We start from the raw sequence: 26,002 nt of genomic DNA, 5'->3' as shown, positions 1-26,002 counted from the left end.
GCATTCGCTAAGGTTGTCATGATCACGCTCGCTAAAAACACAGCATGCCCCTGCGGCCGTATGCAGGGTAAGCGTAGCTTGTCCTTCGAGGAATGTTGCCAGCGCTATTTGGATCATTTTGACTCGACGCCAGCGCCTGATGCGGAAAGTCTGATGCGCTCGCGCTATTCAGCTTTTGTGCTGCAGCGCGCCAGTTACCTGCTGAACACTTGGGATCCTAGCCACCGTCCGGCCGAGGTGGATTTTGATGCCAACACGAAATGGCTCGGGTTAGAAGTTAAGGCGCACCGCACAATCAACCTCGGGCACGCAGAGGTGGAATTCGTTGCTCGTTATCGTGTCCAAGGTAAGGCTTCGCGTTTGCACGAGCTCAGTCGCTTTGTTTATCAAGAAGGTCGTTGGTACTACATAGATGGCATATAGTAGCGAAGGGCGCGTCCACGCGCATACCTTGCTAACACTTTAGATTTGTCTCAATGCTTACTCGTTCATTGCACCGATTTTTTATTCGTTCAACCTTGCTCGGGTTGGTGGCACTTTTTCTTGGATCTTGCACGACAGCACCAAGGCCTCCGCAAGAGAAGGCATCGGGGGCTTTGGTTCCCCAGCGCGTAGACACCTTTGTGGGCAATTCCTCTGCTAAAGCCTATGCGCGTCGTACGGTCGATGATTTCTTAGCCCAGCAAGGGCAGTCACTGAATCGTTATGTAACTGCCGAGACAAACATCTTTGAATTTAAAGATGCTCGGCTGGTGCAGCGCTTACAACAGAAATGGGCTGCTGCGAAGACTGAAGGTTTTAAGGTCGCGCATTTTGGTGATTCGTTGGTGCAGGGGGGGTATGCCGCCGAGATCGCTCGCAATCGTCTCCAGAGCATAGGCGGGAGTGCAGGGCGCGGCATGGTGTTTCCGTATTCGATCGCCAAGACGTACTCGCAAAATGACTACAAGTCTACGTTTAGCGGCGAATGGGCCACTGCGAACAGTATTCAACAGACACCACGCTTACCCCTCGGCGTTTCTGGCTTTGTTGCAAGAACCAGTGGTGCAGACGCATCATTCACGTTGAATTTCGTTTCGACTCCCGAACCTGGCAAGAAGCTCGTCAAGTTTTTTTATGTTGCGACCTCAACAGCGTTTACGTTACGCGTGCAGTCGGGTAATTTCGTACATGATGTTGTTGTGCCGAGCGGCGGTACACAGCCACGTTCGCAAATGCTTACCTTGAGCTTTCCTGAGCTCTCTGACACGCTGCGATTCGAACTCCGCAATGCAAGCCCCAATAGCGGTGGTTATTTTGAAGTGCATGGTGTCAGCATTGAAAACACGACGCCGGGTGTGATGTATCACAACCTAGGGGTTGGCGGCGCCACCTACAGTGCGTTGCTCGCGCAAACATACTTTGAAGAACAGTCGGCGCAGCTGGCTCCGGATTTAATCGTGCTCGATTGGGGCACCAATGATCTAGTCTATAAAAACAGTATTGCACCCGACCTCGAAAAAATTATGGTGCAGACCATCAAAAGGGTAAAGGCTAAACATCCCCAGGCAGTGATCCTCATCACGTCCGCGCAGGACATGAATTTTAGAAGAAAGAACATCACAGCCGCGTGGGATTTTGCAGAGTTGGCTCGACGCGTCGCCTTTGAAAATGATTGCCTGTTTTACGACTGGTATCGCGTGGCAGGGGGAAGAGGGGCGATGACAATTTGGACAGCTTACGGTCTTGCCAGTACCGATAACATTCACTTGACCGGTATAGGATATGCAGTCAAGGGAGATCTCTTGGCGCAGTCCCTGTTAAACACGCTCGAGCGCTTCAAGCGCGAGCCAGCGATTAAATCTTTAGAAATAAAAACAACAGTCAACATTCAACCCCACTCAGTGGTGGGTTGGTTAAAAGAGCTGTCACCCGTACCAAACAAACGCATTTTTTATCGATAGCGCGATGAGCGATGACATGCGCTCAGAGTTCATTCATGCACTCGAGCATATTCGCGTAGCGAAACCTATGATGCCTTGGCGGTGATTGTCGGTGCGTCCGCCTTGGCGATGCCAGAGCTGATGTCCAACGCTATTAATAGTTGCTTAGGCTCAACCGATAATGTAGTATTTCATTGTTTTCCGGCACTTCGGTGTTCGGCTGGAGTCTGAGAGGTTAAGTCCTCACAGCGGCTCACTTAAAGCCATTTGAAAGCTTTAGTGAGCGTCAGTTTTAGAGCCCCCGTTTGGGGGCTTTTGCTTTTTAATGGTTGGTGCGTTAGTTGAGACGTATCCAGTTTCATACTTGATACAACCCCTAACAATTTCTAACCAAATACTTGCTCTACAAGCAAATATACGAATAGAAACGGCTCACAATACCGCCTGAGATTTCGTCACGGATCAAAGCGTGCTCACACCTAAAGCAGTTGAACAAAACACCAAAGCCTACGAGCGCCTCGAGGCAACGATGGCGCAGCTTTGCCAAGCCGTTACGGATTTGCGCGTTCAAATGGTGCAAGGCCAAGCTGAACTGCGAACTGAAATAGACTCAGTCCGAACTGAGCTACACAAGGAGATCGCACAAACCCGTGAAGATTTGCACAAGTACTTTGATAGAAAGTTTATGTGGCTGATCACAACCTATTGCGGCAGCTTGTTCACGCTCTTAGGCTTCTTAGCTAAATACCTAATAGACAGCTACGCCAAATAGCCAACCCTCTAAACCACCGCACTCAAACAAGCCGCCGCACGTTCACTGAGCACGACCTCGACCGCTAACTGCGCCCGCGTAAGCCCCACAAACAGCTTGCGCTTGCTCCCTTCATCTAGCTCTTCAAAATCCACTTCCGTCAACACAATCCCGGCCGCGCTTTGTCCTTTAAACCGATAGACAGATTCGACCAATAAATCACCCTCTGTCCAAACCGCATCGCCGGCATTGGTGTATTTGCCCGTGGGGCGTCGCAAGCTGAACTGCCCAAGTGTTGGTGTTTGTACGAGCAACGCTTTGGCTAAGCCACGCCAGCTAATCACGGCGATGTCACTTAAGGCGATACCGCGTGTCATCAGCGCCTGCACCGCACGTTCGGTTTCGCGTAACAGTGCTTTGTCAGAGTTATAGGTATAAAAGTTGGGCAGCTCGCCTTCATACGCCGCCCGGGCATCAATTGGGGGTTCAGTTAGAGCTAGTGCATTAATCACTGAGCACACCGCACGTGGAGTACGGAAGTTATCGCGGCAATTGACGACCACTACGTCAGAGAGATCGAATTCGTCACGCGCATACAGGCGCTGTGCTTCGTCTTCGAGCAAATAGATACGGCCGTTGTCTGCCAACTGTGGGAGTAGGGCAGCGACCCAGGCTGGGTCAAAATCCTGCCCCTCGTCAATTACGAGCAATTGGTAGCGCCCTTGCATCTCGGTGTTTTGCTCAACGGCCTCGCAGTAATGCTGGGTGAGCTGGGCATAGGTGTCTTGCGCGGCAAAGTCTGGCTCACCCACTGCGTGTCGATAGTATTCAACACAAAGTTCATGAAAACTCGCGACCTTAGCCTTGGGTGGTGCAATCCGCCCGATATGGTCTGCCAGACTACGGTTGTAGCAAACATAGAGGCTGCGCAGCCCACTGGCAGCGGCGTCTTGCAGTAAGCGCAGGGCGAGTTGGGTTTTGCCAGACCCGGCTGTGGCTTGTACGCGGATGACACCAGAAGGGGTGGTGATCCTCGGTACCCAAGTCGCCAACCCATCGGCTAAGCGTAGTGTTGTATCACGGACTTGGGCGCCCAAGGCACGCAGGTCTAAGGTGACATTGAATTCATTACAAAAGAATTGCCGTAGCGCCTGCACACTGCTCTGCGTCTGCGCTGAGCCCGCTGGCGCAGAACCTTGGGCCAAGAACTCCAACACATACGAGCCAAGCTGCTCAAAGCGGGTGGCATCAATAATGCGTTCCGGTGGCAGGCTCACAACTTGTTGAGTACCCAAGACGTAATCCGGCAGGACCAAGCAGTTGGTCACAAAGGTATAGAGCCCCGCCTGTTGCAAGCGATGTACCATCGCCGCAAACTGCACACGGGTCTGCCGCCCGACGTTGCTTGCACCATCGGCATAGAGCTTAAAGATCTCGCCATTGGTGAGAGAGACCGCCCCGGCTTTGATTTCCATTAACAGCACATTGCCAGTTGGGCCCAACACGACAATATCGATCTCGCCATGGCGATCCCGACCCTCGTGCAGAGAATGCCAGGACACACTATGAAAGACCTCGTAGCCCTCGGATAACGACGACTGCAAACGCCACAACACATCGAGCTCGCGATGCAAACCGCCAGACGGCGTAAGAGGGGGAAGGGCGGGGCTTAACAGCGCCATAAAGGACTCCAACGGCAAAGGACTTTTATAACCTATTGCGATCTCTACCTAGGCCTCTTTCCGTACCATAGCGGGTTCATTTTCAACCAGCAGAGGACTGTACGCTATGCCATTTACTCCCCCATCTTGCCACCCCACACTTGACCAACAGGCACAAATCTTGAGGCAGATCCAATACGATCAAACCTACGCAAGAAAAGAGCTCGAAACCCTGCGCGAAGCCCTTGAGAAACGCACCACCAACCTGTTCCGCCTGCAGCTTGGCGCCATCACCCTGACCGGTGCGCTTGGCTTCGGTGCGGAGCTCTTGGGTAGTCTGTTGCCTATGTAAGGAGTTCTGTAAGACCATCTGTTTCTAACCAACCTCGCCCCAGCCATTTTGGTCTGGGGCGTTTACTTATGGTGATTGCAAGTACACTTCTTATTAACGAGATCTCGCGCAAAACACACAGGAGGCGTCATGCTTAAGAAGTTGCTGCAGTGGGCAGCGGTCGTCTTTCTAATCCTGTCCTTCATCGTCGCTGTTATGGCGGATGCGCCACTTGCTTCGGGAGGAAACAGGTACTACAGCGATACGCTTCTTGGATTTACGTTTATCTATCCGATGGTAGTTGCAGTGATTCTGTGGGAGCACGGTTCATCACTGAAGCTAAAGTATTTATCAGCAGGTGTAGGATTCATTGCAACGCTAGTGTTAGTCCACGCCTTAGGGTTCAATGCGTTCGTAGGAAAAGACCTAGCTAAGTGGATTGAGATCTTAGGTTTAATTCTGTATTTCTTTGTTTTTGTCTCAAGTTTTACTGCGATCGTAGGGCGGGTTTTGAAGCTGCTGTGGCGTTTGATTCAGGCTACGATTGTAAAAGTGAATAGCCTCAGCCGCACAATGGGCTTGCTACCCAGGTAAGTCGTTTTGCAGAGCCATCTGTATCCAACTAATCTCGCTCCGTCCACTTTGGTCCGGAGCAGTCACACAGCGTAAAACCTTTACGCCAAAGCGGTCCGCCAGCTGCCTGACCTCTTGTTCAGTAACCTCATACATCGCACGCTCAGCGGGCGCTGGACCACAACGCAGTGTGATTGCTAGTACACCCTTAGGCTCCAGTAACTGAGTAAGTTTCTCAAATGCTGAGACTCGCTGCTCAGGCGCTACGTGCATCCACACCGCACTCAGCAAGATGAAGTCATAGCCCTGATTCAAGCCTGTAATTACTTCGAGCTTAGGCAAGGCATCCTCCACCCAAGTAATCCGGCTTGTCGCGTGTAGCTGTTGCCCCTGCAACCGCATACCCTCAGAGGGCTCTACCGCCCAGACGTCATAACCACGCGATGCAAGCCAAGCCGCATCGCGCCCAGAGCCTGCGCCCACATCTAAAGCCTTTAAGTCTTTCCCTGTTGGCATCAGGTCTATCAGCCAGTGATGCACTGCCTCGGGTGCCAGGGCCTCGTACTGTTCAGTAAGCACCGTTGCATGTTGGTCGTAGTAGGGGATACCTGCCATAAAAACTCCAAGAACTTAGCCATCCGAGCGTAATTTGGTTACATTTGAAACAACCTAGTTACAAATGTTACAGCGTTAGGCTCAATGCAACCTTTTATCTCCGTCGCCCCAGCACTCGAAGACTATTGGCGTGGGATTATTTTATTCGGCAAAAACTCAGCCTCCTACAAATTCGCATTAGCGAAATCGTTGCTAGAGCTTAACCCCCAAGCGGGTCAATTACTGAAGTTATCAGATCTTGCACCAGCCTTTGCCAAGCATATTGTTAGTCATCTCAAACAAGCACCTAAACAAGCCCTGTCTGCCTCAAGCCAATATTTAGACGCTTGCCGCCGCTATGGCATTGATGATCCCAATCAGACAAAGCTAGTCGAAGAAACCGTACGCCGTGGCTTTGTCAATGTGATTGATGCTTTCCACGTTGTTGGAGCAAAAGACACGCAAAAGCGATTCTTTATTGATGAGCGTTCGAGTAATAACGGAATTCGTATCACCGATGAATTCACTGCCTTGATGGCAGGACACTATATTCAAAACCTCGGAGTAGAAGTCGAAGCGAGATGGAATCTAGTCGAGACTGCGTGGTCGCTTGGCGTGGCAACGCATTTGATCGATGTTAAACATGACGCGGACCAGAGCATGTTGTTCACCTTTGATCGTAGCAACCGGAGAAAGAGCGTCACTAGTGCGCGCGGTGCCCTCAATGGCTATCAAAAGGGTAAGTGCTTCTATTGCCGCTGTGATATTGACATCACCACCGGCCAGGAAACCGAAGTGGATCACTTCTTTCCACACGTGTTGAGCCGCGAGGAGTCCTTTGAACGCATAGACGGTGTTTGGAACCTTGTACTGGCATGTGCCGAATGTAATGCCGGCGTCGGTGGGAAGTTTGCACGCATCCCGACGATACGGTTACTAGAGCGTTTAGAAACTAGAAACAACTTTCTGATTGCCAGCCACCACCCCTTGCGGGAAACGCTGATTAATCAGACAGGCGCTACCGAAAGTGCGCGGAGGACGTTCTTGAGCGATTTTCATAATAGGGCGCTGGCTCGGTTGTTTCATACCTGGGAGCCGGAGGAGCTCGATTGAGTGGTCTGAGTATCGATTTTTTAGCGGAGGACTTGTTCGACGGCGCAGCGTAGTTAAGGTTCGTATCCCATGCGCTCCGCCAAAACTCAAGTTTCGAACCTGCTACGCAGAGATTTGCTATGCCACGAGCCCCGCACAGTGCGGGGCTTTGCGTTGCTACCTCTTGACTGCGACCTGTGACCGCGGGCCGTAAAAGTGGTCTCAAAGCCCGTTTGTCTCAAAACCTCATGACTTTTTGGTCGTCGGTTCAGAGGTTTGTCGTTTGTGGTTTTGGCGAGAAAGCTGAGAACCTTGGTGAACAAAAGTTTGTGGTGCGGTGGGTTTTGGGTGGCACTCCGTCACTCCCAATCCGCATTCTTGAAGTTCAACGTCTTCGCATTCTCCGTGATAGCGCGCTTGGTTTGGTCAGAGGCGCCGGATGGGAAGTTGACCTGAATTTCTAATGTGACTTTGACGTCTGCATTGGGGTCTGCCGCCAGCACTGCAATGATCTCTTCCGCAACTTGAACCAAGCGCATCTTAGCAGTCGTTGCAGCGATGGCTACGTTGCCATGAAACGCACGGGGTTTGGGCGTCAGTGCCGGGCCAGAGGGCGTTGGACCCGACGGTATCGGACTAGTAGGTGTCGGTCCAGGGCCTGGTGGAAGTGGTCCTGGCCCGGGTGGTGTGGGGCCCGGTGGCATGATTGGCGGGTTCGCTGCCTCATACGCTTTTGCCACAGTAGGTTCAATCAGCAGGAGTGTGTCGTCCAGTTGCACGTTTGCATCGCCGAATTTAAAACCGTCGAACTTGCCCTCATGCTGTCCGTAGGCCGTACCGAAGAAGTCCCGGCTACCTGCGCCCTTTATAATGGCTTGCTCCAGCACTTGGCTACTCTTCAAGCGAGGCAGATATAGGTAACGTAGCGTGTCTTCCCAGAAGGCCATTCCACCAATGGCGTTTTTATCTACCTTCCAGTAAAGCTTCTTTAGTTCTTCGCGCAGATGTATTGGCGACCAAGTTGTAATCACCAGTACGTTATCCGTACAAACGCGCTCAATCTCTGGCCCCAGCGACGCACTGGCGGTATTTAGCGGGAATACCTCAACAGTAGCTTTGGGTGAGGTCGGGGTGTCTTGCGACGGGCATAGCAACCACTTGTAGACCTCTCGTGTTACACGTGGCAGAACCTCCTCTGCTGTGATCAGTTCCTTCTTGGCCTGGTTTGTTTGCAGATTGTCTAACGTAAGTCGATTTTGCTCGACATCTTCCACGATGGACTTCCAAGCCAGTGCTACCCGTATGCAATCGCGCAGCCGCGTCAGTGCCCCATGATCTGGCGCAACAAAGAGCAAGCGGTTGCCACGATAGCGGGGCGTGGTGCCGTGGTGCTTGACATACTCAAGCACTCCCTCAAAAGCAACTTGAGCCGCTTCGCGCGAGTAGAACTGTTCTGGTGGCAGCATAATCAGACGCAGCGCACTGTCATCTGGCACATCACTATGCGGCGTGAAAATATGCGTGCCATCAAAGAATGCAGCATTGCTGGTGATCCGCTTTAAAACCTCGGCCATGCGCCCACGCACTGCCCCGTCTTCAAACCGCTGTTTGCGCTCTTCCATTTCGCGGCGAAGATTGGCGCGGGTGTCGAACCAGTAGCGAGTTTCTTCTTGAGTCTTGTCCCCTGATGAATTCAGGTAGTGGAGTTTGCCCGCCAGCCGGTCCAGCGCATCCGAATAATCGGAAGACGTTTGCCCGGGCTGAAGGCAGCCCAGCAGCACTCGCGCGCGGTCTAGCCCGCGTATGCCCGGTTTTGTAGTGACTGATGAGGGGGCACTGCCAAGGAATACTGTTCGAGCAACGCGTCGAGCAGCCTGTACCGATCCAAATCGAGGCTCTTTCGTTTCTATAACCGTAGTCTCTGCACGTTCGCCATCAATATCGCGGTCGATCACTGGGTCCCAACCTGGACCAAGATAGTAGACAAGTTCATTACGGGCACTGCCGTCGTAGAGAGGCAGGCTGCCTGGGAGAATCATCAGGTCTTTATTATCGTCCTGCCATAGTCGGTAGATAACCTTGGCCATTAGTTTCAACACGCCGCGCGTTCGTTGGAACCCGTCAATCGTCGTCCATTCTTCGTAGAGTTGAGTGAACACTTCGGGGTGTATTGGGTAACTTTGCACCATACGGTCAAAGTAACGAGCTTCTTGCGTTTCCTGTGGAACCTTCGCACGTTCGGCTATGTATGCATCTGCAAATGCACGACAGGTCAGATCACGTGCTTTGGCGTCGCGAATAGACTCGAACAAGCGCCGACGAACGATCTCGAACGCCTCCTCAGGCGCCACTGTTTTCCAAATGGCTTGCACGCGATTGAAGACTGCTTCCAGCGACTGTAAGGCCGCTACGCCGCGCGGCCCACCAGCCTGACTATTAGATTCGGGTAGCGACGCTAGCACCACTGCATTCGGGACCAATTTAGCCGCCTCGGTCAGCGATTGAATGAAAGACAGGTTGCTGTCGAAGGTGCCGCCGGTGAGCGCCTGGCTCTCAACGAACTGGCGGATGTAGACAACCAACTCGTCAAGTAATACCACGCAGGGCGCACACTGGGTCAACAAAGTGCAAAGAACATCTTTACCCGGTGAGGTGCCGTTGGCATCAGCTGCCTTGACCAGAGAGAAAGCTTCTGCCCCCCCTAGCTGCCATGCCATCTCGCCCCACAAGGTGTGCACCGCTTGCTGGCCTTGTTTCCAGGCTTGCCCGGGGGCATGGGCGGTGCCATCCAGCACGGCTACCTTGGCTGCCGGCACATCCATCACACCAGCTTGGTCCAGAAGCGCTGGGATGCCAGCGAGGTCACTTAGCGCACATTGCCGATTCGCCAAGTGATACACGGCAAGCATAGTGTGCGTCTTGCCGCCACCGAAAGAAGTCTGCAACTGAATGACCGGCTCACCACCCTTGCCATTGAGGCGCTGCGCCACTTGGGTGAGCAGCCTGCCCATTCCCTCGGTAATGAATGTGCGCGCGTAAAAAGACTTTGCATCCCCGTATTCCGCTGTCGCTCTGCCCGTGCGCACGGCGGTCAGGTCGGCAGCAAACTCGGATTGCTGAAACGTGCCATTCAGCACGTCCGGGTGGGGCACGATTATTTCTCGCCAGGGTTTCAAGCTCATAAAAGGTTTCCCAGTTGTGTTACGCGGGTTTCAAATGATCCCGCAAATTCTCGATGAGTCCCGGAATATGCCCCTGCCACTCAAGACGCTCGTCTGCGCCGGGGACATCGTTTAGCAGTTTGATTGGCTTTTCACTCGGTTTACCGCCAGCGAAAGGGTCCAGCAACTCGACATCGGCGCCGCTACGGCAGATGTGTAAGGCGCGGCATGCAGCCTTCTTTCCCCACCTTTCGGCCAAGTGGTCATCGACCCATACGTCGAACGTTGAAGACTCGATCGATGACTGTTCCCATTGCCGCAGACGTGCCAGGTCGGCTTTGACCTTCGCCAATCCCTCCGAGATAATTTCTGGAATCACCTCCAGATTCAAATTCTCATCATGAGTATCGCGTAGCGACGCTTTTGTTTCTCCGATGATTAGACCATTGGTGCAGATAAAGCGGAACCAACCGAACAGAATCACCAAGCGACTTGACCCATCCACGGAATTGAAACACTCCAGTCGCAGCGCCAACTTATTCCCATCACTCGGATTGTGAGAGAAGTTTTCGGGAAAATAGGCGCGGAAATTCATCCATTCTCCCAGCGGCGTGAGACCCACTTCGCATCTCAATACGCTGGGATCAATGTTGTGCGCTCGAATGCCTTTCAGGCACATTTCCACTACATCCGCATGTTGCGCCAGCCGGTAGGTCTTTGACACCACACCGACAGGTATCCGCTGCTCGGTCACCGACGCCGGCAGTCTGACGACAGTTCGAATGTGCGGGTTTGCAGGGCCGTCAGCGGTCGCCTTGAAATCATCAACAACGAAGCGTGGTATCCGCTCCGACAAAGCATCCCACTTACCAGCCAAGTAAGTGGCATCGCGTGCACGCCAGCGTACCTTTTCACTGGTGAGTTGTACGGGCTCTTCTGAATACGGGTCGAGCACGTCTGGGTCAGGAAGCAGATTCATGTGTCAGTCCTCTAGCTTTCAAAGAGTGTCCCTTGCGGGACAGTAGGCTTAGGTAAGCTGTTAGCAGCTGTTTCGATGCCGGTCCAGCTGGTAATAAGCTCATTGTAGGCGCGGGCGTCTTCGGCCTGGCCGAGGCGTTCGCATAGAGTGTAGAGCCGGTAAGCAAGCTGGCGCACTGCTTCGGCTTTGCCGCCGAGGGCGGCGAGGAGCGCGCCGGATGCGGATTCACCGCCTTGTTTCAGCGCGCGTATCAGATGATGCAAAGCCTCCCACACAGGCATGCGTGTGTCGGTACGCGGATCCCAGTCGGTTGGGTATTCTGCCCACTTAAGCAGGCGGACTTTGCCGCTTCCGCTTTGCAGCACCCCGACGTCCTTCATGGCGTCAACGCTGGTGGACTTAGAGCGCGCCAGAACATCGGCTTCGCCAAAGACGCTTTCTGTCCAGCCGTGTTGTTCGAACCAGTGCAGGCAGAACTGGGTGTCGGCGTCGAAGTCGTCCTCGGCGAGGAAGCGGTTGATGAGTTGGAGGGCGGTACGCACGCTCATGGGCGAGCCGTCGGCCTCCAGCACGGCCGCGTATTTGGAAAAGACCGCCATGCCCGGCCCGATGATGGCCTGCGAAAGGTCCACCGGGGCCACGGGCGAACGCTCGTCGCCGGATCCTTTGGTCATCTCGTCGAGCGCATCGGGCAGCACGCCGTTCAACTCGCGGATGAACTCGCGGCGGGAAATGGAGGGCGCGTCGGCGGGGCGCTTCCTGCAGACGAGGACGATGCTGGAAGCAAGTGCGTTGGCACCTTGACCAATCATTCTAGAAGCGTTTTCTGTCCGTAACGGCCATGTGCCGCTGAGTTGAAGTCCGGCGTGAAGCACTGCGCCAAGAAATGTTACCCAACCGGCGGAAACCGTTCCAGTTTCTTCAGATGTTTCTGATTGCTTAAATGCATAGTAGATCGTGATTGGTGCTTCTGGATGCGCTTTATCGGCAAGGCTTTTCATTGCCAATGTCATACCATCGAGAAAGAATTGTTCCGCCTTTTCTGTCGATCCATGTCGATATGTGCTGGCAATCAACTCTTCTGCTTTAGGAACTGAAATCGTAGCTAGAAGTTCAGGAAAAACGGATCGGAGGCTTCGCCGCAACCAGACGTAAAAGAAGTCCGATAAATCCGCATACCCTATATTGTCGTAGTATGGTGGATCACTGGAAATGAATTTACCTTTGCTGACAGCTTGTGTTTGAGCATCTGCTTGTCTAACCGTGGCCTTGAACCACGGTTGCACGGCTGCGAACGTTTTTGTAAAAGCCTTCGTGAAGCCTTCGATAAACACATCCCATGAACCAGAAGAATTTCCGAATGGATTAGCTTCTGCAAAATCCCAGATCATTGGGATCGCCTGTCTTCCGAAAAGTTGGCGTGGGCACTGTGCGATAGGCTCCCACCGCACCAAATTATTTCCTAAATCGGCCATTTTATCTAAGCAGAATGCCAAATATAGGCTTAAGGCCTCAGAATATGCGGCTGCACCCAACCCACCTTTTTCGAGTCCTTCGTCATTACTGAAATCATTTGAATGAGCGTCTATTCTGATACGTTCGCGGACCTCGCCGATTAGGTCGCTGAAGGTCGTTAGAGCTACCAACTGTCTTGCGGTAAATATGTCTCCGAGATTGTTCATTCCGTAAACAGGCGGCTGATAATTTCGGTGCTTTTTAGGCATTTCACAATCGGGCTTCCAGGTCGGTATCGCAGTTTTTGCGATTGTCTCAATTTCCTTTGTGGGTGAAAAATAGATCCGCCCACGGATGCCCTCTGCAACGATAGCCATTAGCTTTTGGCCCATACGTCCAGCTTTTCCTTCTGTCCGGATGTGGTCGTAATCCATGGGCACATCAGACATAAGGCAGCGAAAGCCCTTTCTCTTACCCGCAGAAGTGCCTGATGCGGCTTCCGACGGCAGAGGGCCTGTCTTTACAGTAAAGCGGTAGTGATCACCTTCCAGCACCGGACAAACATATGCCTCTTTCCCCTCCTTATTTGACAGGATAAAGCTGGACGCCAGCGGCACATCCACATGCGAGAACGCCGGGTTGGGGCTCTTGACCGTCCGCGCCCAGAGCCAAGCAATGACGGTAAGCTTCTGGCCGACGAGCGGTTTGAGGTCGGGCCGTTCCTTAGCCATCTCCGCCGTGATTTCTACTGGCGGATAGAGATGGCCGATGCGCTTCTGCGCTTCCTCGCGCATCCAAGCGCCGTAGTAGCGCACGTCATCTGCCAGACCTTTGGCGCCGGACCAATCGTACAGAGCCTTTTCTTGCGGGCTCTTGCGCTGCCAATCTGGATTGATCGGCGGCCTGCCCGCGAACTTGGGAGGGATCTCGATCATAGCCTTGTTGATGAGCACGGCCACGGGGTTGAGGTCACTGGCGTAAGCCTCCAGCCCCAGGCGCTGCGCCTCCAGCGGGATGGCTCCGCCACCGGCAAAGGGATCGTGCAGAGCGGGAAGCTTGTCGGGATTGAACAGCTCGGCGGCCTGCGGGTGGTCCTTGTTCAGCTCGCACACCTCCCGCCACGAGCGGCGAATCTCGGCGCGGGCACGCTCCAGCACTTCCTCATTTGTGGTGTTCTCCCACAGCACGAGTTCTTCGATGATTTTGAACAGCCGCTTCCGTTCGATGGCGGCGTCCTTCTTGTTCTTCCCATATTTGAACCCGCCGCCCTGCTGGTAGCCGGGGTCGTTAACTAATTGCGCAAAGATGACCGCCCGCGCCGCTGCCAGCGGTCGCCGCGCCCACCACAAATGCAACGTGGACGGATGCCCATGCCGGATGGATTTTTCGCGGGCACAAGCGACATTGATTGCGTCTAACGGCAGGGCTACTTCGATTAACTTGCGGGGTGATTTGATGGGGTAGTCGGACATTTTGTAGTTATTCTCGAGTGGCAATTGAGAGCAGCTTGGCTAGGTCGTGATTGCTTGAAGATTCTGACCAATCTGGTTCTTTTGTGAAGGGCTTTCTCACATAGTGGGGACCATCGATAATTTCGTCTTCACCCACCAAAACAATTGCGAGGATAAATTTATCAGCCTGATTCAGTGCGTACAAAATTTCGTTTCTCGTGACTGTGATCGAAGTCGCGCCTTTCGCGCGGCCTTTAACTTCGATGTGACGAGATTCGGGTAACTTGCCGTCCACGACTGGCGCGTAAGAGGTAATGTCCCAACCGCATTTCTGCGCGGACACATCCACGACGCGGCAACCACGGGCTTCCTCCGCGCTGCGCACTGCGTTCATTGCTAGTTGCTCAATTCGTGATCGCGCGGCGGGGTCAGCTGAAAACCCCACGTCTGCGCTCAAAGGTTCACCACGTAATCGACGGAGTAATCCTGCCGGTATGACCAGCGCGCCACTGAGTACAACCGGTGTGGCGGAGGTAATGTGACGCATGGACTGTAGTTCTTTCTTGCGGCTATCCAATCGTGATTCAAGATCGCTAAGCGTTCGTCGGACATTTTCCAGATTTAGCCGCACATCTCGGCCAGCGGCCTTGTCGTCAGTCAGCTTGATGAAACGATCAGACCAGTAATCAATTTCCTTAGTCAGGCGTTCATGGACGGCGGCGAGAGTTTTGTCCACATGAGCGATGCGGCGTTCGGCAATTTCCTTGAAGTGCTCGGGAACGAGTGTCTGTGCGGCGAGCGCCAACGCTCGGCTTTCCAAACCAGCCGTAAGCCAAGACGCAGCCAGGGTTTCAGCTAACAACGGATGGTCGGAAGGTGCGAGGGGCTCTAAATCGAGATGCGGTGCCCAACCGGCAAAAGTCGCGCTGCCATCGGGTAGTACGCGAACAAATTGCAGGCGCTTGGAAATGACTAGTCCATCGCCAGACTTGACTTCGTGGGTCAAGAGGAAGAGCAAGGAAACCTGATCGCCATCGTCCGCGGGATCTTCTAGTAGCGTTCCTTGGCGAAGTAAATTCGCGTGCTGCTCAAGTAAGACATCGCTGAGCGCCAGCATAAGGGGGTGGCCAGGATGAATCATGCTTGCAAAGGCGAGACCTGGGCGATCGGTCGGACGTACGGCACCCTTCGTAAAGCAAACACGCTCGTAACGTTTTAGGACGGGTGCGAGATCGCGCCGATTTCGTCCTGTGATGAGTCGGTCACGTTCGCGCAGTTCAGCAGGAACGTGTGTAATTTCGAAGCGATCTGATTCGCGAGTGTAAATAGAGCCACCGAGTGCCTCAAAGCCTTTCATAAAGAACGAACGGACAAAGAATGGCTGGAGACGACGGGCTTCCGCCTTCTCCATTTCTTCCTTCACAGCAAAGAGGCGCTCCGGGTTAAGACTTTCTTGGGCGAGGGCGTTACGTTGGAGCAGGTCTTTGATGTGGGTGCTGTCGAACGCAGCATCTATGCTTTTAAGGCGTTCACTCTTTCGCTCCGGGTGATCGTTGTAGCGAATGGCTTCCAGCAAGAGGTCTTTTAGGCTTTTTTCTTCAAATACCTCGCCAAGTATGTCGAACACACGACCGTTAAATGCTTCATTTATTGTTTCAAGCTTGGTCAGAAGACGGTGATAAACCTCGCCCTCACGGGTTTCCTTAGCGACTAGATTCCAAAGATGGCATATTTCTTGTTGGCCGATGCGGTGAATACGACCAAAACGTTGTTCAAGCCGGTTGGGATTCCACGGCAAATCGTAGTTCACCATGAGATTGGCGTTTTGTAGATTGATACCTTCGCCGGCAGCATCAGTGGCTACCAGTACGCGGATGTCTGGGTCGGAGCGAAACAATGCCTGGGCTTTACGGCGGTCATCTCGATGCACTCCACCGTGAATCACGACAATAGCGTCATGGCCTCCTAGAACGCCGGCAATCTTTTCATGCAGGTAATTCAGAGTGTCGCGATGCTCGCTGAAGATGATGATCTTGCGCATCCGTCCGCCAGCATCATGCATCTGTGGTTCGTTCTGCAGGATGCGCGAGAGTTCGTCCCACTTTCGATCCTTGCCCGAAGCGACTAGTGCTCTGGCCTGTTGTTCAAGAGATTGAAGAATAATTATCTCGCCCTCGAGTTCGGCGATGCTGCGTGAGGCAGTGGCCTGGTCGACTAGCGTTTCTTCCAAATCCTCTTGTTCCTCAGCGTTGAGGTCGTCGTCGTCGAAGGGTACATCTGGAAGATTTTGCGTAAGGAGTGACTGGCCTCGAGCGCCCATTCGTTCTTCTCGTAAGCGACTTTCAAGACGCTCGCGGCGGCGCTTGAGCGACTGAAAGATGGCTTCGGGACTAGAGGCAACGCGGCGCTGAAGTGCGGTGAGCGCAAAACCAACTGAGCCTTTTCGTTTGCCATCGAGTTGATCGGCTTTCCCCATTTCAGTCTTCACATACTCGGTCACGGATTCGTAGAGGGCGGACTCTATGTCGGAAAGCGTGTAGTTGGCGGTGTAGGCTTTACGTGGGGGAAAAAGGTGGGTGCCATCGAAGCGAAGCATTTCTTCCTTGACCATGCGGCGCATCAGATCTGAGCAATCGACCTTGTGTACGCCATCCCGGAATTTGCCGTAAAAACGGTCAGAGTCGAGCAACGAAAGAAATAACTGAAAGTCCTCCTCCTTACCGTTGTGCGGCGTTGCCGTCATCAGTAAGAGATGGCGTGTTTGTGCGCCAAGCTTTTCGGCTAGTTTGAAACGACCGGTCTTCTCCAGTTGGTTACCGTAGAAATGCGCGGAAAGTTTGTGCGCTTCATCGAATACGGCCAGATCCCACCCCGCTGCGCAGAGTTTTTCTTGTAGTTCTTCGTTACGCGCCATCTGGTCGAGGCGAACGATGAGGTGATCAATGTCCTCAAACGGATTGCCAGTTGGTGTGGCGAACTCCAAGTCTTTAGTGAAAACGCGGAAGTCTAAGCCAAATTTCTCGAACATTTCCTCGCGCCACTGATCTACCAAACTGCCTGGTGCAACGATGACAATCCTTCGCGCGTCTGCGCGCATGATGAGTTCGCGTATGTATAGACCCGCCATGATGGTCTTTCCCGCTCCAGGATCGTCGGCGAGAACAAATCGCAGAGGCTGTCGCGGGAGCATGGCTTCATAAACTGCTGTGATCTGATGTGGGAGCGGCTCGACGTTAGACGTATGGACAGCCATCATCGGATCGAATAAAAAAGCAAGGTCAATACGTTTGGCCTCGACTGTGAGCTTGAATGCCTCGCCATCACCATCGAAGGCCCAAGGTCGCTCGGTGGTGGCAATCGAAATGGATCCTTCATCACCCCGGTTAAGTAGGCGTTCCTTTAGAGTGCCATCGGGCGTTTTGTAGAGAACTTGGATAGCACCGTCAGCAATCGGTACAACGGCAATCACGCTTCCGATGCCAATTGGATCAAGACCGGTCAGCGCAAGTCCTGCAGTTATTGAATCAAGGTTAATCATTGTTTTTGGTGCGGCTGGGCATGTTTGCGTTCCTTTGTATCAATTGGGCAGTGAAATGTGCGCTCTCCCTAGAGGCGCTATCCCAACATTACAGATTCCCACTAGAACAGGCAGGATAACCGATCGACGTTCGTTAAAATAGTGTGTGTAGATTCGAGTGCGCTTCAGCGTGGACTTTGGCGGGACGCCAAGTCCCTTTCAGGCGCCGAGAATGCGCGGTTTATCTGCCTTGAACTGCGCTGCAGCAGCAGCAAAAGCATACCCGCTGCCGACCCCACTTTCAGCGGGTACGTCTCCATCAGGTCTTTCAGCGTCAAATGGGCTGGGTACTTTCTGTCCAAAATCGCCTCGACGATCGTCGGTAAAAACTTATCCTCCACTGTAATCGCCTGAGTGATTCACCGATCGGCAACTATCTGTCTGTTGTGAAAAATGTATTGCAGGCTCACCAGGTGAGGCACTTCGTGTGTAAAGTGGTCATGCTACGACCTTGGTAAATTTCCATGAGTCATTAGGGAAGCTACGTGATTTTGGGCGGGTGCCTGCGAGACGCTCGGTTAAGAGAGTAATCTTAGAAAGCAGCGCCGAGTAATAAGGCCGTGAACGGTAATGGACTCTCACAAGGCAATATTCGAGGTCTTATGAATTTCATAAAAAAGCACTGGGACGGACAATTCAGCTTGCCTTTTTCCTACTGGGTCATTGGCTCGGTTCTAAGTACTATTTTTTTTATCGCAACACCCTTAGCTATAGATTGGCTTGAATCGCTCACAACGTCCCTGACCTTTACGGCCTGGCTCGTCGTCCTCGCCATCTTGTTGTCATGTGCGTATCCAATTTGGGCATACGTAGGAATCTGGAAATCAGCTACTAATTACTTGGAGTCGGGTAACTCCAAAATTTGGGGTAGGGGTGCCAAGCTTGCCGTGATATTAGGCTTGTTGCAATTCAGTACTCTAGTCTTTACAGACTATGTACCCTACGCAAATTCAATGAAAGGGTTTCTCACGGGCGGCGATCCGTGGGGCAAAATTAGTGTGGCAGTTGTCGATCAAGGGAAGACCCTTCAAATCAAGGGTATGTTTGGAAATGGATCGTTCGATGTGTTTGAGCGCGCCATCAGCAGCAATCCAAATGTAAGTCGGATTTACCTTGCGTCGCACGGGGGTCGGCTAAAAGAGGTCAGTCAAATCGCGCAAGTGGTTCAGTCAAAAAGCTTGGAAACCTATGTTGAGGGCTTTTGTGAATCCTTCTGCACGATCGTGTTTTTGGCTGGCAATCCAAGATATGCAACACCAACAGCCAAAATTGGATTTCACACACCTTCCCTTGTTGGGGCAGGAAACCTGAGTGGAAAATTTAATGATGAATCTATTCGTCTATACCAGTCGTTTAACTTACCTGATGTATTTATTAAGAAGATTTTCAGTACTCCATTTGAGGATGTTTGGTACCCAACATACCAAGAGTTAGTTGCCGCCGGTGTCGTTAGTCGGCTATCCCTCGGAGGTGAATCCAACACGGCGAGCAGTTCATTTGGTGCAACCAAACAGGACATTGCCAAAAAATTATCCACAATTGTTCTATTCCAGAAATATGACAACAAATTTCCGGGGTTTATCAATAATGCCGCGGATGCAGCGCTACCACTGATCTTAGCGGGCAAGGCTGACTCTGAGGTATTCAATGCCATTAGAGGGATAGCGGGGGCATTACAAACTAAATCGGTTGCCAATAGCACACCAGAAATCAGAATCCGATTTGCAGACCTGGGCGCAGCTCAAGCGACTGAAATTGCGAAATTTGGCGTCTCTGCTTGCGCAGCTTTTATACTCGCTCAACTTGATGTCACCAAGGTCTTGTCAAAGGCGTTAGTGAATCAGGAGCTTAAGTTATTGGAAGACGCACTGGACTCAACGTTTGTTCGCCCAAAAAACTACACAGATGACGCCTTTGATAATGCGATTCAAGCCGTTGTCGCCGACATGAGCGATTCGGAAATTGGCGCAATTGGCGCTCCTGATGCAACGAATGTAGAGGCCAGTTGTACTGGCATCGTAAAGTATTACAACGGAATCAAAAGGTTGCCCATCGATCAACGCGATATTGTGATGTATGGAACGCTTAAATAGCTAGGTTCTGAGTCGTAATAGTTTTGACCTGTCCAGCCATTGCCAAACACTTAATCATTGAAAAAGAGGAACTTGCTGCTATGACCACGAATACAGAACGAGATCAAAATTCTGCTGTGGCAAATGCGAATCCTAACAATTACAAAAAAATCAGAGCAATGAACTGGGCAGTAGCCATCTTTTTTATTGTTGGTTTTGGCCTGATGTTATTGAAATCACCAACTATTGTTGGATCCATTTGGCTTTTAATCTTTGGATTCTTGTTTGCTGGTGTGCCTGCACTCACTGCAATTGCACTCACAAATGACAGAGTATATTTTTTTAGTTTTAGTTTTTTCGTTAACACTAAAATCAGAAAAATGATCAGGACTGCGATGTTCTGTGCAAATCTAATAATTCTATTGTTTGGATTCGTTGGAATTTATTTGAGCATTTCTAGTAAACAATATTTCACAGTTTTTGCCCCTCTAATTTTTTTAGTGCTAGCGCTATTGAACATCAATGCACTGAAAAAAATTATTTATATGTGACTCGTAAAATGAGTGAGATTCTTCATCATGAAGTCAGAGAAAACCAACTGGGCTTAACCCCTGGACATTGGTTTTTTCATACAGGGCAATGGTGCATATGCGCTCAAGCATATAAGACAGCTAATGGGCTATGGACTGCTGAGATTCAGTTAGCATCAAAAGGCAAGGACTTCAGCAACGTAGAGTTCAAAACACTCACTGAATTAAAGCGACAATTGTCAAAATACTACGGAACGGAGATTATTAGAGGCAAGCTACCAAAAGCACTTGATCTCTAACCTTCAAAATACTACGGTTTTGGTGCAGAGCTAATCTGTAAATCTACTTGATGGCGTTAAATACTTGTAGACAAAGGCAGTGATGGATTTAGACTGGCAGTAGCGACTCCAGATATTGCTGTAACATTTGCGGCGGCGCCGTAATTGCATGATTTTTTAAACTACATACAAGCAAGATAGAGCGCACTGATTATGACTGTGCCAATAGCTCCGATTCCCTCTGAATTACCCAAAAGATTTTGGAAAGCACGTGATGCTGCGATCGAACAGGTCTTGTCAAATTCAGGATTGCCTGCCGGCCTTGCCGATCTTCAAGAATGGCTTGCTACTGACGGCTGGGATGACCTTCTTGCAGCGTGGATTAATGAAGACGTCGCTTTAAATCTAAAACAATGGGTCACCTATAAATTTTCTGATTCAACGCTGCGCGATACCGATGGCCTTGATGAGGCTGAGGCCATAACTGATCGGATGAGAGTCGACTTTGCTCGCGCAGCTATCAGTTATGCAGTTGAAAATAGTGAAGGGGATGACAGCCCTAGTGTCCACAGTTTTCCAATTGAACGCGAAGACGGCGCACGCGCGATCTTAGGGTGCACAGTTGAAATTCGCGGTCACGACCATATTCCGCAATGGCACGGAGTCTTTGCAGACAAGGATGCTTTTTATAGGCACCTACGCTCGGCTGGGTTTTTATTCCACAGTGAGGCCAATGCGATCGGAGGTGCTGAAATTTTGGCGTTGTGGGATTTCGAAAAGAAGAAGACCCCGAAGCGCAAGAAGCCCTCACCCTGAGCGTTTACTGTTGTGTGCTAGCCGGATGCGCAGGTTCTGCAACAAAAAAATGTGCCACCTGCCGATCCCACTCCAGCGGGAACGGCTCCATCAGGTCTTTCAACGTCAAATGCGCTGGGTACTTTCCGTCCAGGATGGCTTCGACGATCGTTGGTGACAGGTATGCCAGGCGAAGCACTCGGCTGACATAAGAGGCTGTGATTTTTTCTGCCCTAGACAAATTGTCGATTGAGGCGTGCGTGCTCTCCAATAACATGCACGGTCAACGATAATCCTATCGGCTGGCAACTAAGAGCACTAAATCCCGGTGAAACTCAAGAAATCTTCGTTGACCCTCGCTGAAGGTCCCGACATTAACAGTCTTGCTTGTTTCAATGCCCATTCGCTCCAATGAAGGGCGGTGAGCCACCGGAGAGATGATGAGTTCGCCATTGTTTTCAAAGCCAATAAAGCCTCGGTCGAATAGGTGATCGATGGTCGGGGTTAGCAGCAGTCCGTTTTCACCATTTAAGCGTTCTTCGTTGGTTGCGTCTCGCCAGGGCTTACAGTGACTTGCGATCAGGTGAGTGGGGTTGTCTACCTTCGTGATACGGCAGTGCGTCTCGATTTTCTTGACGCGATCCTTGAATAGGCCTTGACCGATCCGCGAGCGCACGAGCGCAATACGTTCGGTTTCGGGGATGCTCGTGTCTTGCACAATCGTATTTTCGATCTCGCCTTCCCAGAAGTCCAAGTCATCCGCTGCTATTGGGTCCACTGCTTGCGCGGCTTGAAGCAGGAGGGCTGCTTCCGCACCGATAAGATGCATGAGGGCGGCCGCGAAGCTCTGGTTAACACTTGCGAGGTAGACGGATTGCAAGCCATTACCGTTTGCCTGAAGAGGTGAATATTTGCTTGGAAGAAATGGCCGTAACAGTTCAATATGATCTTTGGGCCTGATCTGTTTTGTTAGCTGGGTGAACCTTACCCTGACTTTCCAGCCAATATTTTCCCAATAGGAGCCTGCGCTACCAAACTCAATTGGCTTTGGACTCTCACTACAGTAAGACTCAGCAATGCCGATAGCTAGGATCAGTGTGTCTTTAAATGAAAAGATCAGATCGCCAGGTGCGACCTCACGCATGTTCTCATAAAACTGATTGCGCGCCTGATTCTTATTCTTTTTAGGCGACCAAAGATACCCGCCATCGATTTCGTGGCGATATGTTTGGTTCTGGTTAACCCACCAAAAGCGCATTTGGTCCCTGAGCGTTTAATCATTAGGTTTGTAACTAGTTTATACGGGTTGTTAGTCCATGGATGCAGCATGATGCAGATCTTTTATTGCTTGCTTTCAGTGCCTCAAATACTGATTCACCTGAGCGGTGTGAGGCTTATGCCGGCACTAATCTGGCCATTTGAGTTGGAAATCGCTGTAATCTGAACTAAAGTTTTGTGCGCCACTAGGCGACTAACTCCGACTATTCAATTGCGGACTAACTTATTCGGCAGTCAAACTACTTCTAAATATGTCGTACCAAGCTTTCTCAGCTGATTCTTATGAAAAATCGAAGTCAATATTTTTTAGTTAGCTTAGCCTCCTAGAAATCAGAACAACGGAGAAAAAAAGTGTCCTATGCAGCAAAAGACTTAGTGGCTCGAGCCAAAGAAATGAAACAACAGGAAAAGTTAGAGCGAGAGAGACAAAGGTCAGCGACGAACACGTTAGCGAATGAGCTGCGAGTCAGTAACGAAAAAGAAAAATTACAGGAAGTAGATTTTTTTAATAGCGTTGCGAGCCAGTGCATTACTGCGGCCTTGAGCGGTAACCTTTCTTGTCAATTACTAGATGATGTCGTGACTGTATATGCGGATTTAATATCTGGTTGTGGATTCCGATTGGTCGCTCTTGGGTTGCAGAACGTATCGCAATTGAGAGAGGAACTTCCGAGCTTGGATGAAAGGCCCGAGTGGGAAGATATAGTAAAAAACTCCCCTTGGTCATCAATAGCGAGCTATAAACCTAAAAATGACGGAGACCTATCCTTCGCAAATCAGACAAGAATGCGAGTTATCGCTATTGACTGGGCGTCTGGTACGTCAACTGCTTGTGTCCCTAGGTATCCTGGCTTTAATCCTGTTGTTTTAAAAAGCATCGCTTCAGTCGAAAATAAAAGCTTCAACATTATCTTCGAATCTGTGAGGGAACATATTCAGCAAGGGAAGAAGAAAATGTCATTCTTTTTTGAAGAGTATGAAGATGGTCAATGTACGGCAGATGTTATCTCTGGGTTGTACCTTGACGATGTTCCAACATCTTTAAATGAGTTCCAGGTCGCAGGCGTTTTTACTTGTCTCGGTTATGAAACATTAATAAAAAATTTGAAGATAACAGCCAAAGATCCGGGAAATTTAATTCGAAAAATTGAATTGAAGGTTGTTTGGTAGGAATCAGGAGATAGAAGCCTTGGCTAAGTATTCGATGAGGTTTAACACGTGAGTATTGGGTTAAAAAATGAATTGGATCTTGCTTCTAATTTGTTCGTTAATGCTGGGTTTCGCGAATGCCTCAACCCCGCCAGATGCTATTGACTACTTCATCAATAAGCAGTACGAAAAGGCACTTCCTATTTTTCTAGAAGCAGCCAAAAGTGGAGATACAAAGTCGCAAAGCTATGTGGCTCGCATATTTATAAATGGTCTCGGTACGCAGCAAAATTTTAATACTGCTTTATATTGGGCTACAAAAGCTGCCGCAAATAATGACCCGATAGGCCAAGGCATACTGGGCTACCTTTACCTCAATGGATATGGCGGATTAATTCAAGACAATGTTAAAGCAATGTCTTATTTTCGTCGAGCAGCAGACCAAGATAATGTTGTGGCAATCGCCCGCTATTCGCAAATTGTTCTCCAAGGACATACAAAACGAGGACTCGACGAAATTGAAAAAGCTTTGGAAAAAGATAAATCCGTCTCAGGTTCCTTGGTTCTTATGAATCTTTACGGGAACGGGTTATACAAGCCATCCAACTTGTATAAGTCCATCCCTTATGCACTAGAGTCAATTCGACGGGGCGCGTCGTCGCCAATCTGGTACATCATAGATAATTCTAGGTTTCTTCAGTTTTCGGATGTTTTGAATGCAGCTTGGTTAAAGGCGTTGTATGACCTTCAGAATCCAGAGATTAAGGATTTCCCCGATTACTCTGATGAATTAGAAGCTGCAATTGAGTCTTTGAAACCTGAAGAGATTCAGGAAGTCAGAGCGATGAGCTTATCTGAATTAGTAGCGAAGACAGATAGATTTTTGGGTGAGCATAAGAAAAAATACGGACCTATTCAAGCTAGTGATTTGATTGATGAGGGTTGGCGGCAATTTGTAGGACAACGTGGCGACGTAAACGAACCATTTGCGCAACTATTGATGGAAGAAGGCTTGAAAAAGGCTATAGCTATCGGACAGCAAGATTTAGTTAGTCATGCGCGAAACAATTTAGGTGTCTTATTCGGTGCTGCAGTTAATCCTATCGTTCGTAATAAGAGATTAGCCCAGGTGCACATATTAGATGGTGCTGAAAGTAAATATGGGCCTGACAATTTGATCTGGTTTGCTTATGAGGGCAAGATTGACTTGTCTGAAATGCAATATACGGTGTTACTCAAAAGATACAAGGAGTTAGAGGGAGAAGACCATATCCTACAATCGTTGGGTCCACTGCCGGCTGACTTGAGAAACAAACCACATGAAATAATTCAGTACTTGATAAAAAAATATAATGAGCAACCGAATGATCAACTAGCCGAGCAAATTGCGGATATGTTGGAAGATAATTTCGCTAATCCCGCAGACTTGGCACAAGCCAAAATATGGTACGAAGTTCGTCAGAGGCTACAGGGTGCAGATGCTGACTCGAGGTTGCATCGGATGGATAAGATCATCGCAGGACATTATGTCAAGGATATGCCTGATATGCGTAAAGCTATTGATGACTTATATGAAATTCGGGAAAGTAATCCTCTAGATACTTTGAACGAGATGCAGTCTTTAATGGATCAGGGGCATGGTGCATTCGCTGCTGGCACACCTAAACGTTATGCTTTGGTGATTGGTAACTCTCAATATCAATCTGGACGTTTAAGCAATTCACTTAATGATGCGAGTCTTATTGCTGATAAATTGAGAGGATTTGGCTTTGACGTTACTTTTGCTACGAATCTAAATAGAAAGTCATTTATGAGTGCATTGATGAATTTTTCTTATAAAGCTAAAAATGCGGGCGTGACAGTTTTCTATTATTCTGGCCACGGCATGCAGCTTGGTGGTGTTAATTATCTTTTGCCAACTGATATAGATTTTAAATCTAAAGAGAACATTGTTGCGATGGATGGCATAAGCCTTAATGACGTAATTCGTAGAAATCTCCCTGGTAAAACTAAAATTGTTTTCTTGGATGCATGCAGAACTAAACCATTCGAGTCCTCAACCAGTGCATTTGCAAATCATGGCCTCGCGCCCATGAATGTTCCAAGAGGAACCCTGATTTCCTTTGCAACAAAGGATGGGGGGGTAGCCTTTGACGGCACTGCTGGAAGAAATAGTCCTTACACTGCAGCATTAGCGAATTTGATCGGAGAGAAGGAGGATATTGCTATTCTTTTGCGAAATGTGCGAGATAGCGTATTGAAGGCCACTAGCGGAAAACAAGAGCCTTGGGAGTATGGTTCGTTGGGCGCTGGTAAATTGGTACTGTCTGATTTCGCGAGGCAATAAGTGTTA

General features: G+C 50.3%; 20 protein-coding genes. 12 read left to right on the top strand and 8 right to left on the bottom strand.

The annotated features are described in order from the left end of the window. Positions 1 to 18 precede the first annotated feature (18 nt). The 3 genes from KZZ10_RS11265 to KZZ10_RS11255 all read left to right on the top strand — a co-directional run bounded on the left by KZZ10_RS11265 (position 19) and on the right by KZZ10_RS11255 (position 2,694). Positions 19 to 423, top strand: coding sequence for a YchJ family protein (locus KZZ10_RS11265; protein WP_259661634.1), 405 nt, complete (start codon positions 19 to 21; stop codon positions 421 to 423). A gap of 53 nt (positions 424 to 476) precedes the next feature. Beyond that, positions 477 to 1,943: a GDSL-type esterase/lipase family protein gene (locus KZZ10_RS11260; protein ID WP_259661633.1), complete on the top strand. Its 1,467-nt coding sequence runs from the start codon at positions 477 to 479 to the stop codon at positions 1,941 to 1,943. 448 nt (positions 1,944 to 2,391) lie between these two features. Further along, positions 2,392 to 2,694: a hypothetical protein gene (locus KZZ10_RS11255; RefSeq protein ID WP_259661632.1), complete on the top strand. Its 303-nt coding sequence runs from the start codon at positions 2,392 to 2,394 to the stop codon at positions 2,692 to 2,694. Positions 2,695 to 2,702: 8 nt separating this feature from the next. On the opposite strand, the gene KZZ10_RS11250 is transcribed toward KZZ10_RS11255, so the two are convergent. After that, complete coding sequence (locus KZZ10_RS11250; RefSeq protein WP_259661631.1) at positions 2,703 to 4,355, bottom strand: nuclease-related domain-containing DEAD/DEAH box helicase; 1,653 nt, start codon at positions 4,353 to 4,355, stop codon at positions 2,703 to 2,705. A 106-nt stretch (positions 4,356 to 4,461) separates the two neighbouring features. Here KZZ10_RS11250 and KZZ10_RS11245 point away from each other — a divergent pair, with 106 nt between their 5' ends. Together KZZ10_RS11245 and KZZ10_RS11240 are read left to right on the top strand one after the other, a co-directional pair. Continuing rightward, on the top strand, positions 4,462 to 4,686 hold the full coding sequence (locus KZZ10_RS11245; RefSeq protein WP_259661630.1) for a hypothetical protein: 225 nt from the start codon (positions 4,462 to 4,464) through the stop codon (positions 4,684 to 4,686). 129 nt (positions 4,687 to 4,815) lie between these two features. Beyond that, on the top strand, positions 4,816 to 5,259 hold the full coding sequence (locus tag KZZ10_RS11240) for a hypothetical protein (protein WP_259661629.1): 444 nt from the start codon (positions 4,816 to 4,818) through the stop codon (positions 5,257 to 5,259). Here the strand turns inward: KZZ10_RS11240 and KZZ10_RS11235 are convergent. Next, positions 5,248 to 5,853, bottom strand: a complete 606-nt coding sequence (locus tag KZZ10_RS11235; RefSeq protein WP_259661628.1) for a class I SAM-dependent methyltransferase — start codon at positions 5,851 to 5,853, stop codon at positions 5,248 to 5,250. The genes KZZ10_RS11240 and KZZ10_RS11235 overlap by 12 nt on opposite strands. An 84-nt stretch (positions 5,854 to 5,937) precedes the next feature. On the opposite strand from KZZ10_RS11235, the gene KZZ10_RS11230 reads away from it, so the two are divergent. After that, the gene (locus tag KZZ10_RS11230) at positions 5,938 to 6,945 is read left to right on the top strand and encodes an HNH endonuclease family protein (RefSeq protein ID WP_259661627.1); all 1,008 of its coding nucleotides are present in this window, start codon (positions 5,938 to 5,940) and stop codon (positions 6,943 to 6,945) included. Between the two features lie 338 nt (positions 6,946 to 7,283). Here KZZ10_RS11230 and KZZ10_RS11225 read toward each other — a convergent pair whose 3' ends face one another. Genes KZZ10_RS11225 through KZZ10_RS11210 form a run of 4 tightly spaced genes read right to left on the bottom strand, consistent with a single transcriptional unit; the run spans position 7,284 to position 17,508 of the window. After that, positions 7,284 to 10,106, bottom strand: coding sequence for an ATP-binding protein (locus KZZ10_RS11225; protein WP_259661626.1), 2,823 nt, complete (start codon positions 10,104 to 10,106; stop codon positions 7,284 to 7,286). Between the two features lie 19 nt (positions 10,107 to 10,125). Beyond that, a complete protein-coding gene (locus tag KZZ10_RS11220; RefSeq protein WP_259661625.1) occupies positions 10,126 to 11,064 on the bottom strand; it encodes a DUF932 domain-containing protein in 939 nt (312 codons plus the stop codon). Between the two features lie 11 nt (positions 11,065 to 11,075). Next, positions 11,076 to 13,991 carry a DUF1156 domain-containing protein gene (locus KZZ10_RS11215; RefSeq protein ID WP_259661624.1) on the bottom strand — a complete coding sequence of 972 codons (2,916 nt, stop codon included), beginning with the start codon at positions 13,989 to 13,991 and terminating at the stop codon, positions 11,076 to 11,078. A 7-nt stretch (positions 13,992 to 13,998) separates the two neighbouring features. Further along, positions 13,999 to 17,508, bottom strand: coding sequence for a helicase-related protein (locus KZZ10_RS11210; protein ID WP_259661623.1), 3,510 nt, complete (start codon positions 17,506 to 17,508; stop codon positions 13,999 to 14,001). Between the two features lie 641 nt (positions 17,509 to 18,149). On the opposite strand from KZZ10_RS11210, the gene KZZ10_RS11205 reads away from it, so the two are divergent. From KZZ10_RS11205 to KZZ10_RS11190, 4 genes are all read left to right on the top strand, one after another. After that, entirely contained in the window at positions 18,150 to 19,640 is a 1,491-nt protein-coding gene (locus KZZ10_RS11205; protein WP_259661622.1) for a COG3904 family protein, read from the top strand. A 23-nt stretch (positions 19,641 to 19,663) separates the two neighbouring features. Beyond that, positions 19,664 to 20,170 (top strand): hypothetical protein, encoded by a 507-nt coding sequence (locus tag KZZ10_RS11200; protein ID WP_259661621.1) that lies wholly within the window; start codon positions 19,664 to 19,666, stop codon positions 20,168 to 20,170. Between the two features lie 8 nt (positions 20,171 to 20,178). After that, the gene (locus tag KZZ10_RS11195; RefSeq protein ID WP_259661620.1) at positions 20,179 to 20,448 is read left to right on the top strand and encodes a hypothetical protein; all 270 of its coding nucleotides are present in this window, start codon (positions 20,179 to 20,181) and stop codon (positions 20,446 to 20,448) included. A gap of 288 nt (positions 20,449 to 20,736) precedes the next feature. Continuing rightward, on the top strand, positions 20,737 to 21,243 hold the full coding sequence (locus tag KZZ10_RS11190) for a hypothetical protein (protein WP_259661619.1): 507 nt from the start codon (positions 20,737 to 20,739) through the stop codon (positions 21,241 to 21,243). 4 nt (positions 21,244 to 21,247) lie between these two features. Here KZZ10_RS11190 and KZZ10_RS11185 read toward each other — a convergent pair whose 3' ends face one another. Both KZZ10_RS11185 and KZZ10_RS11180 read right to left on the bottom strand, forming a co-directional pair. Continuing rightward, positions 21,248 to 21,499: a hypothetical protein gene (locus KZZ10_RS11185; protein ID WP_259661618.1), complete on the bottom strand. Its 252-nt coding sequence runs from the start codon at positions 21,497 to 21,499 to the stop codon at positions 21,248 to 21,250. Positions 21,500 to 21,517: 18 nt separating this feature from the next. Next, positions 21,518 to 22,480: an HNH endonuclease gene (locus tag KZZ10_RS11180; protein ID WP_259661617.1), complete on the bottom strand. Its 963-nt coding sequence runs from the start codon at positions 22,478 to 22,480 to the stop codon at positions 21,518 to 21,520. A gap of 371 nt (positions 22,481 to 22,851) precedes the next feature. On the opposite strand from KZZ10_RS11180, the gene KZZ10_RS11175 reads away from it, so the two are divergent. After that, a complete protein-coding gene (locus KZZ10_RS11175; protein WP_259661616.1) occupies positions 22,852 to 23,670 on the top strand; it encodes a hypothetical protein in 819 nt (272 codons plus the stop codon). A gap of 67 nt (positions 23,671 to 23,737) precedes the next feature. Further along, the gene (locus KZZ10_RS11170) at positions 23,738 to 25,996 is read left to right on the top strand and encodes a caspase family protein (protein ID WP_259661615.1); all 2,259 of its coding nucleotides are present in this window, start codon (positions 23,738 to 23,740) and stop codon (positions 25,994 to 25,996) included. Positions 25,997 to 26,002 lie beyond the last annotated feature (6 nt).

This window comes from Zwartia hollandica (genome assembly GCF_019923725.1).
GTDB lineage: Bacteria > Pseudomonadota > Gammaproteobacteria > Burkholderiales > Burkholderiaceae_B > Zwartia > Zwartia hollandica.
Note: the sequence above shows the minus strand (reverse complement) of the source record. Positions and strands in the feature narration are given on the sequence as shown.

Excerpts from the sequence above, each read along its gene's own strand:
- KZZ10_RS11170 (WP_259661615.1), top strand. The coding sequence starts at position 23,738 with ATGAATTGGATCTTGCTTCTAATTTGTTCGTTAATGCTGGGTTTCGCG.
- KZZ10_RS11180 (WP_259661617.1), bottom strand. The coding sequence starts at position 22,480 with ATGCGCTTTTGGTGGGTTAACCAGAACCAAACATATCGCCACGAAATC.
- KZZ10_RS11235 (WP_259661628.1), bottom strand. The coding sequence starts at position 5,853 with ATGGCAGGTATCCCCTACTACGACCAACATGCAACGGTGCTTACTGAA.
- KZZ10_RS11265 (WP_259661634.1), top strand. The coding sequence starts at position 19 with ATGATCACGCTCGCTAAAAACACAGCATGCCCCTGCGGCCGTATGCAG.
- KZZ10_RS11215 (WP_259661624.1), bottom strand. The coding sequence starts at position 13,991 with ATGTCCGACTACCCCATCAAATCACCCCGCAAGTTAATCGAAGTAGCC.
- KZZ10_RS11225 (WP_259661626.1), bottom strand. The coding sequence starts at position 10,106 with ATGAGCTTGAAACCCTGGCGAGAAATAATCGTGCCCCACCCGGACGTG.
- KZZ10_RS11220 (WP_259661625.1), bottom strand. The coding sequence starts at position 11,064 with ATGAATCTGCTTCCTGACCCAGACGTGCTCGACCCGTATTCAGAAGAG.
- KZZ10_RS11250 (WP_259661631.1), bottom strand. The coding sequence starts at position 4,355 with ATGGCGCTGTTAAGCCCCGCCCTTCCCCCTCTTACGCCGTCTGGCGGT.
- KZZ10_RS11210 (WP_259661623.1), bottom strand. The coding sequence starts at position 17,508 with ATGATTAACCTTGATTCAATAACTGCAGGACTTGCGCTGACCGGTCTT.
- KZZ10_RS11230 (WP_259661627.1), top strand. The coding sequence starts at position 5,938 with ATGCAACCTTTTATCTCCGTCGCCCCAGCACTCGAAGACTATTGGCGT.
- KZZ10_RS11240 (WP_259661629.1), top strand. The coding sequence starts at position 4,816 with ATGCTTAAGAAGTTGCTGCAGTGGGCAGCGGTCGTCTTTCTAATCCTG.
- KZZ10_RS11205 (WP_259661622.1), top strand. The coding sequence starts at position 18,150 with ATGAATTTCATAAAAAAGCACTGGGACGGACAATTCAGCTTGCCTTTT.
- KZZ10_RS11185 (WP_259661618.1), bottom strand. The coding sequence starts at position 21,499 with ATGTTATTGGAGAGCACGCACGCCTCAATCGACAATTTGTCTAGGGCA.
- KZZ10_RS11195 (WP_259661620.1), top strand. The coding sequence starts at position 20,179 with ATGAGTGAGATTCTTCATCATGAAGTCAGAGAAAACCAACTGGGCTTA.
- KZZ10_RS11245 (WP_259661630.1), top strand. The coding sequence starts at position 4,462 with ATGCCATTTACTCCCCCATCTTGCCACCCCACACTTGACCAACAGGCA.
- KZZ10_RS11260 (WP_259661633.1), top strand. The coding sequence starts at position 477 with ATGCTTACTCGTTCATTGCACCGATTTTTTATTCGTTCAACCTTGCTC.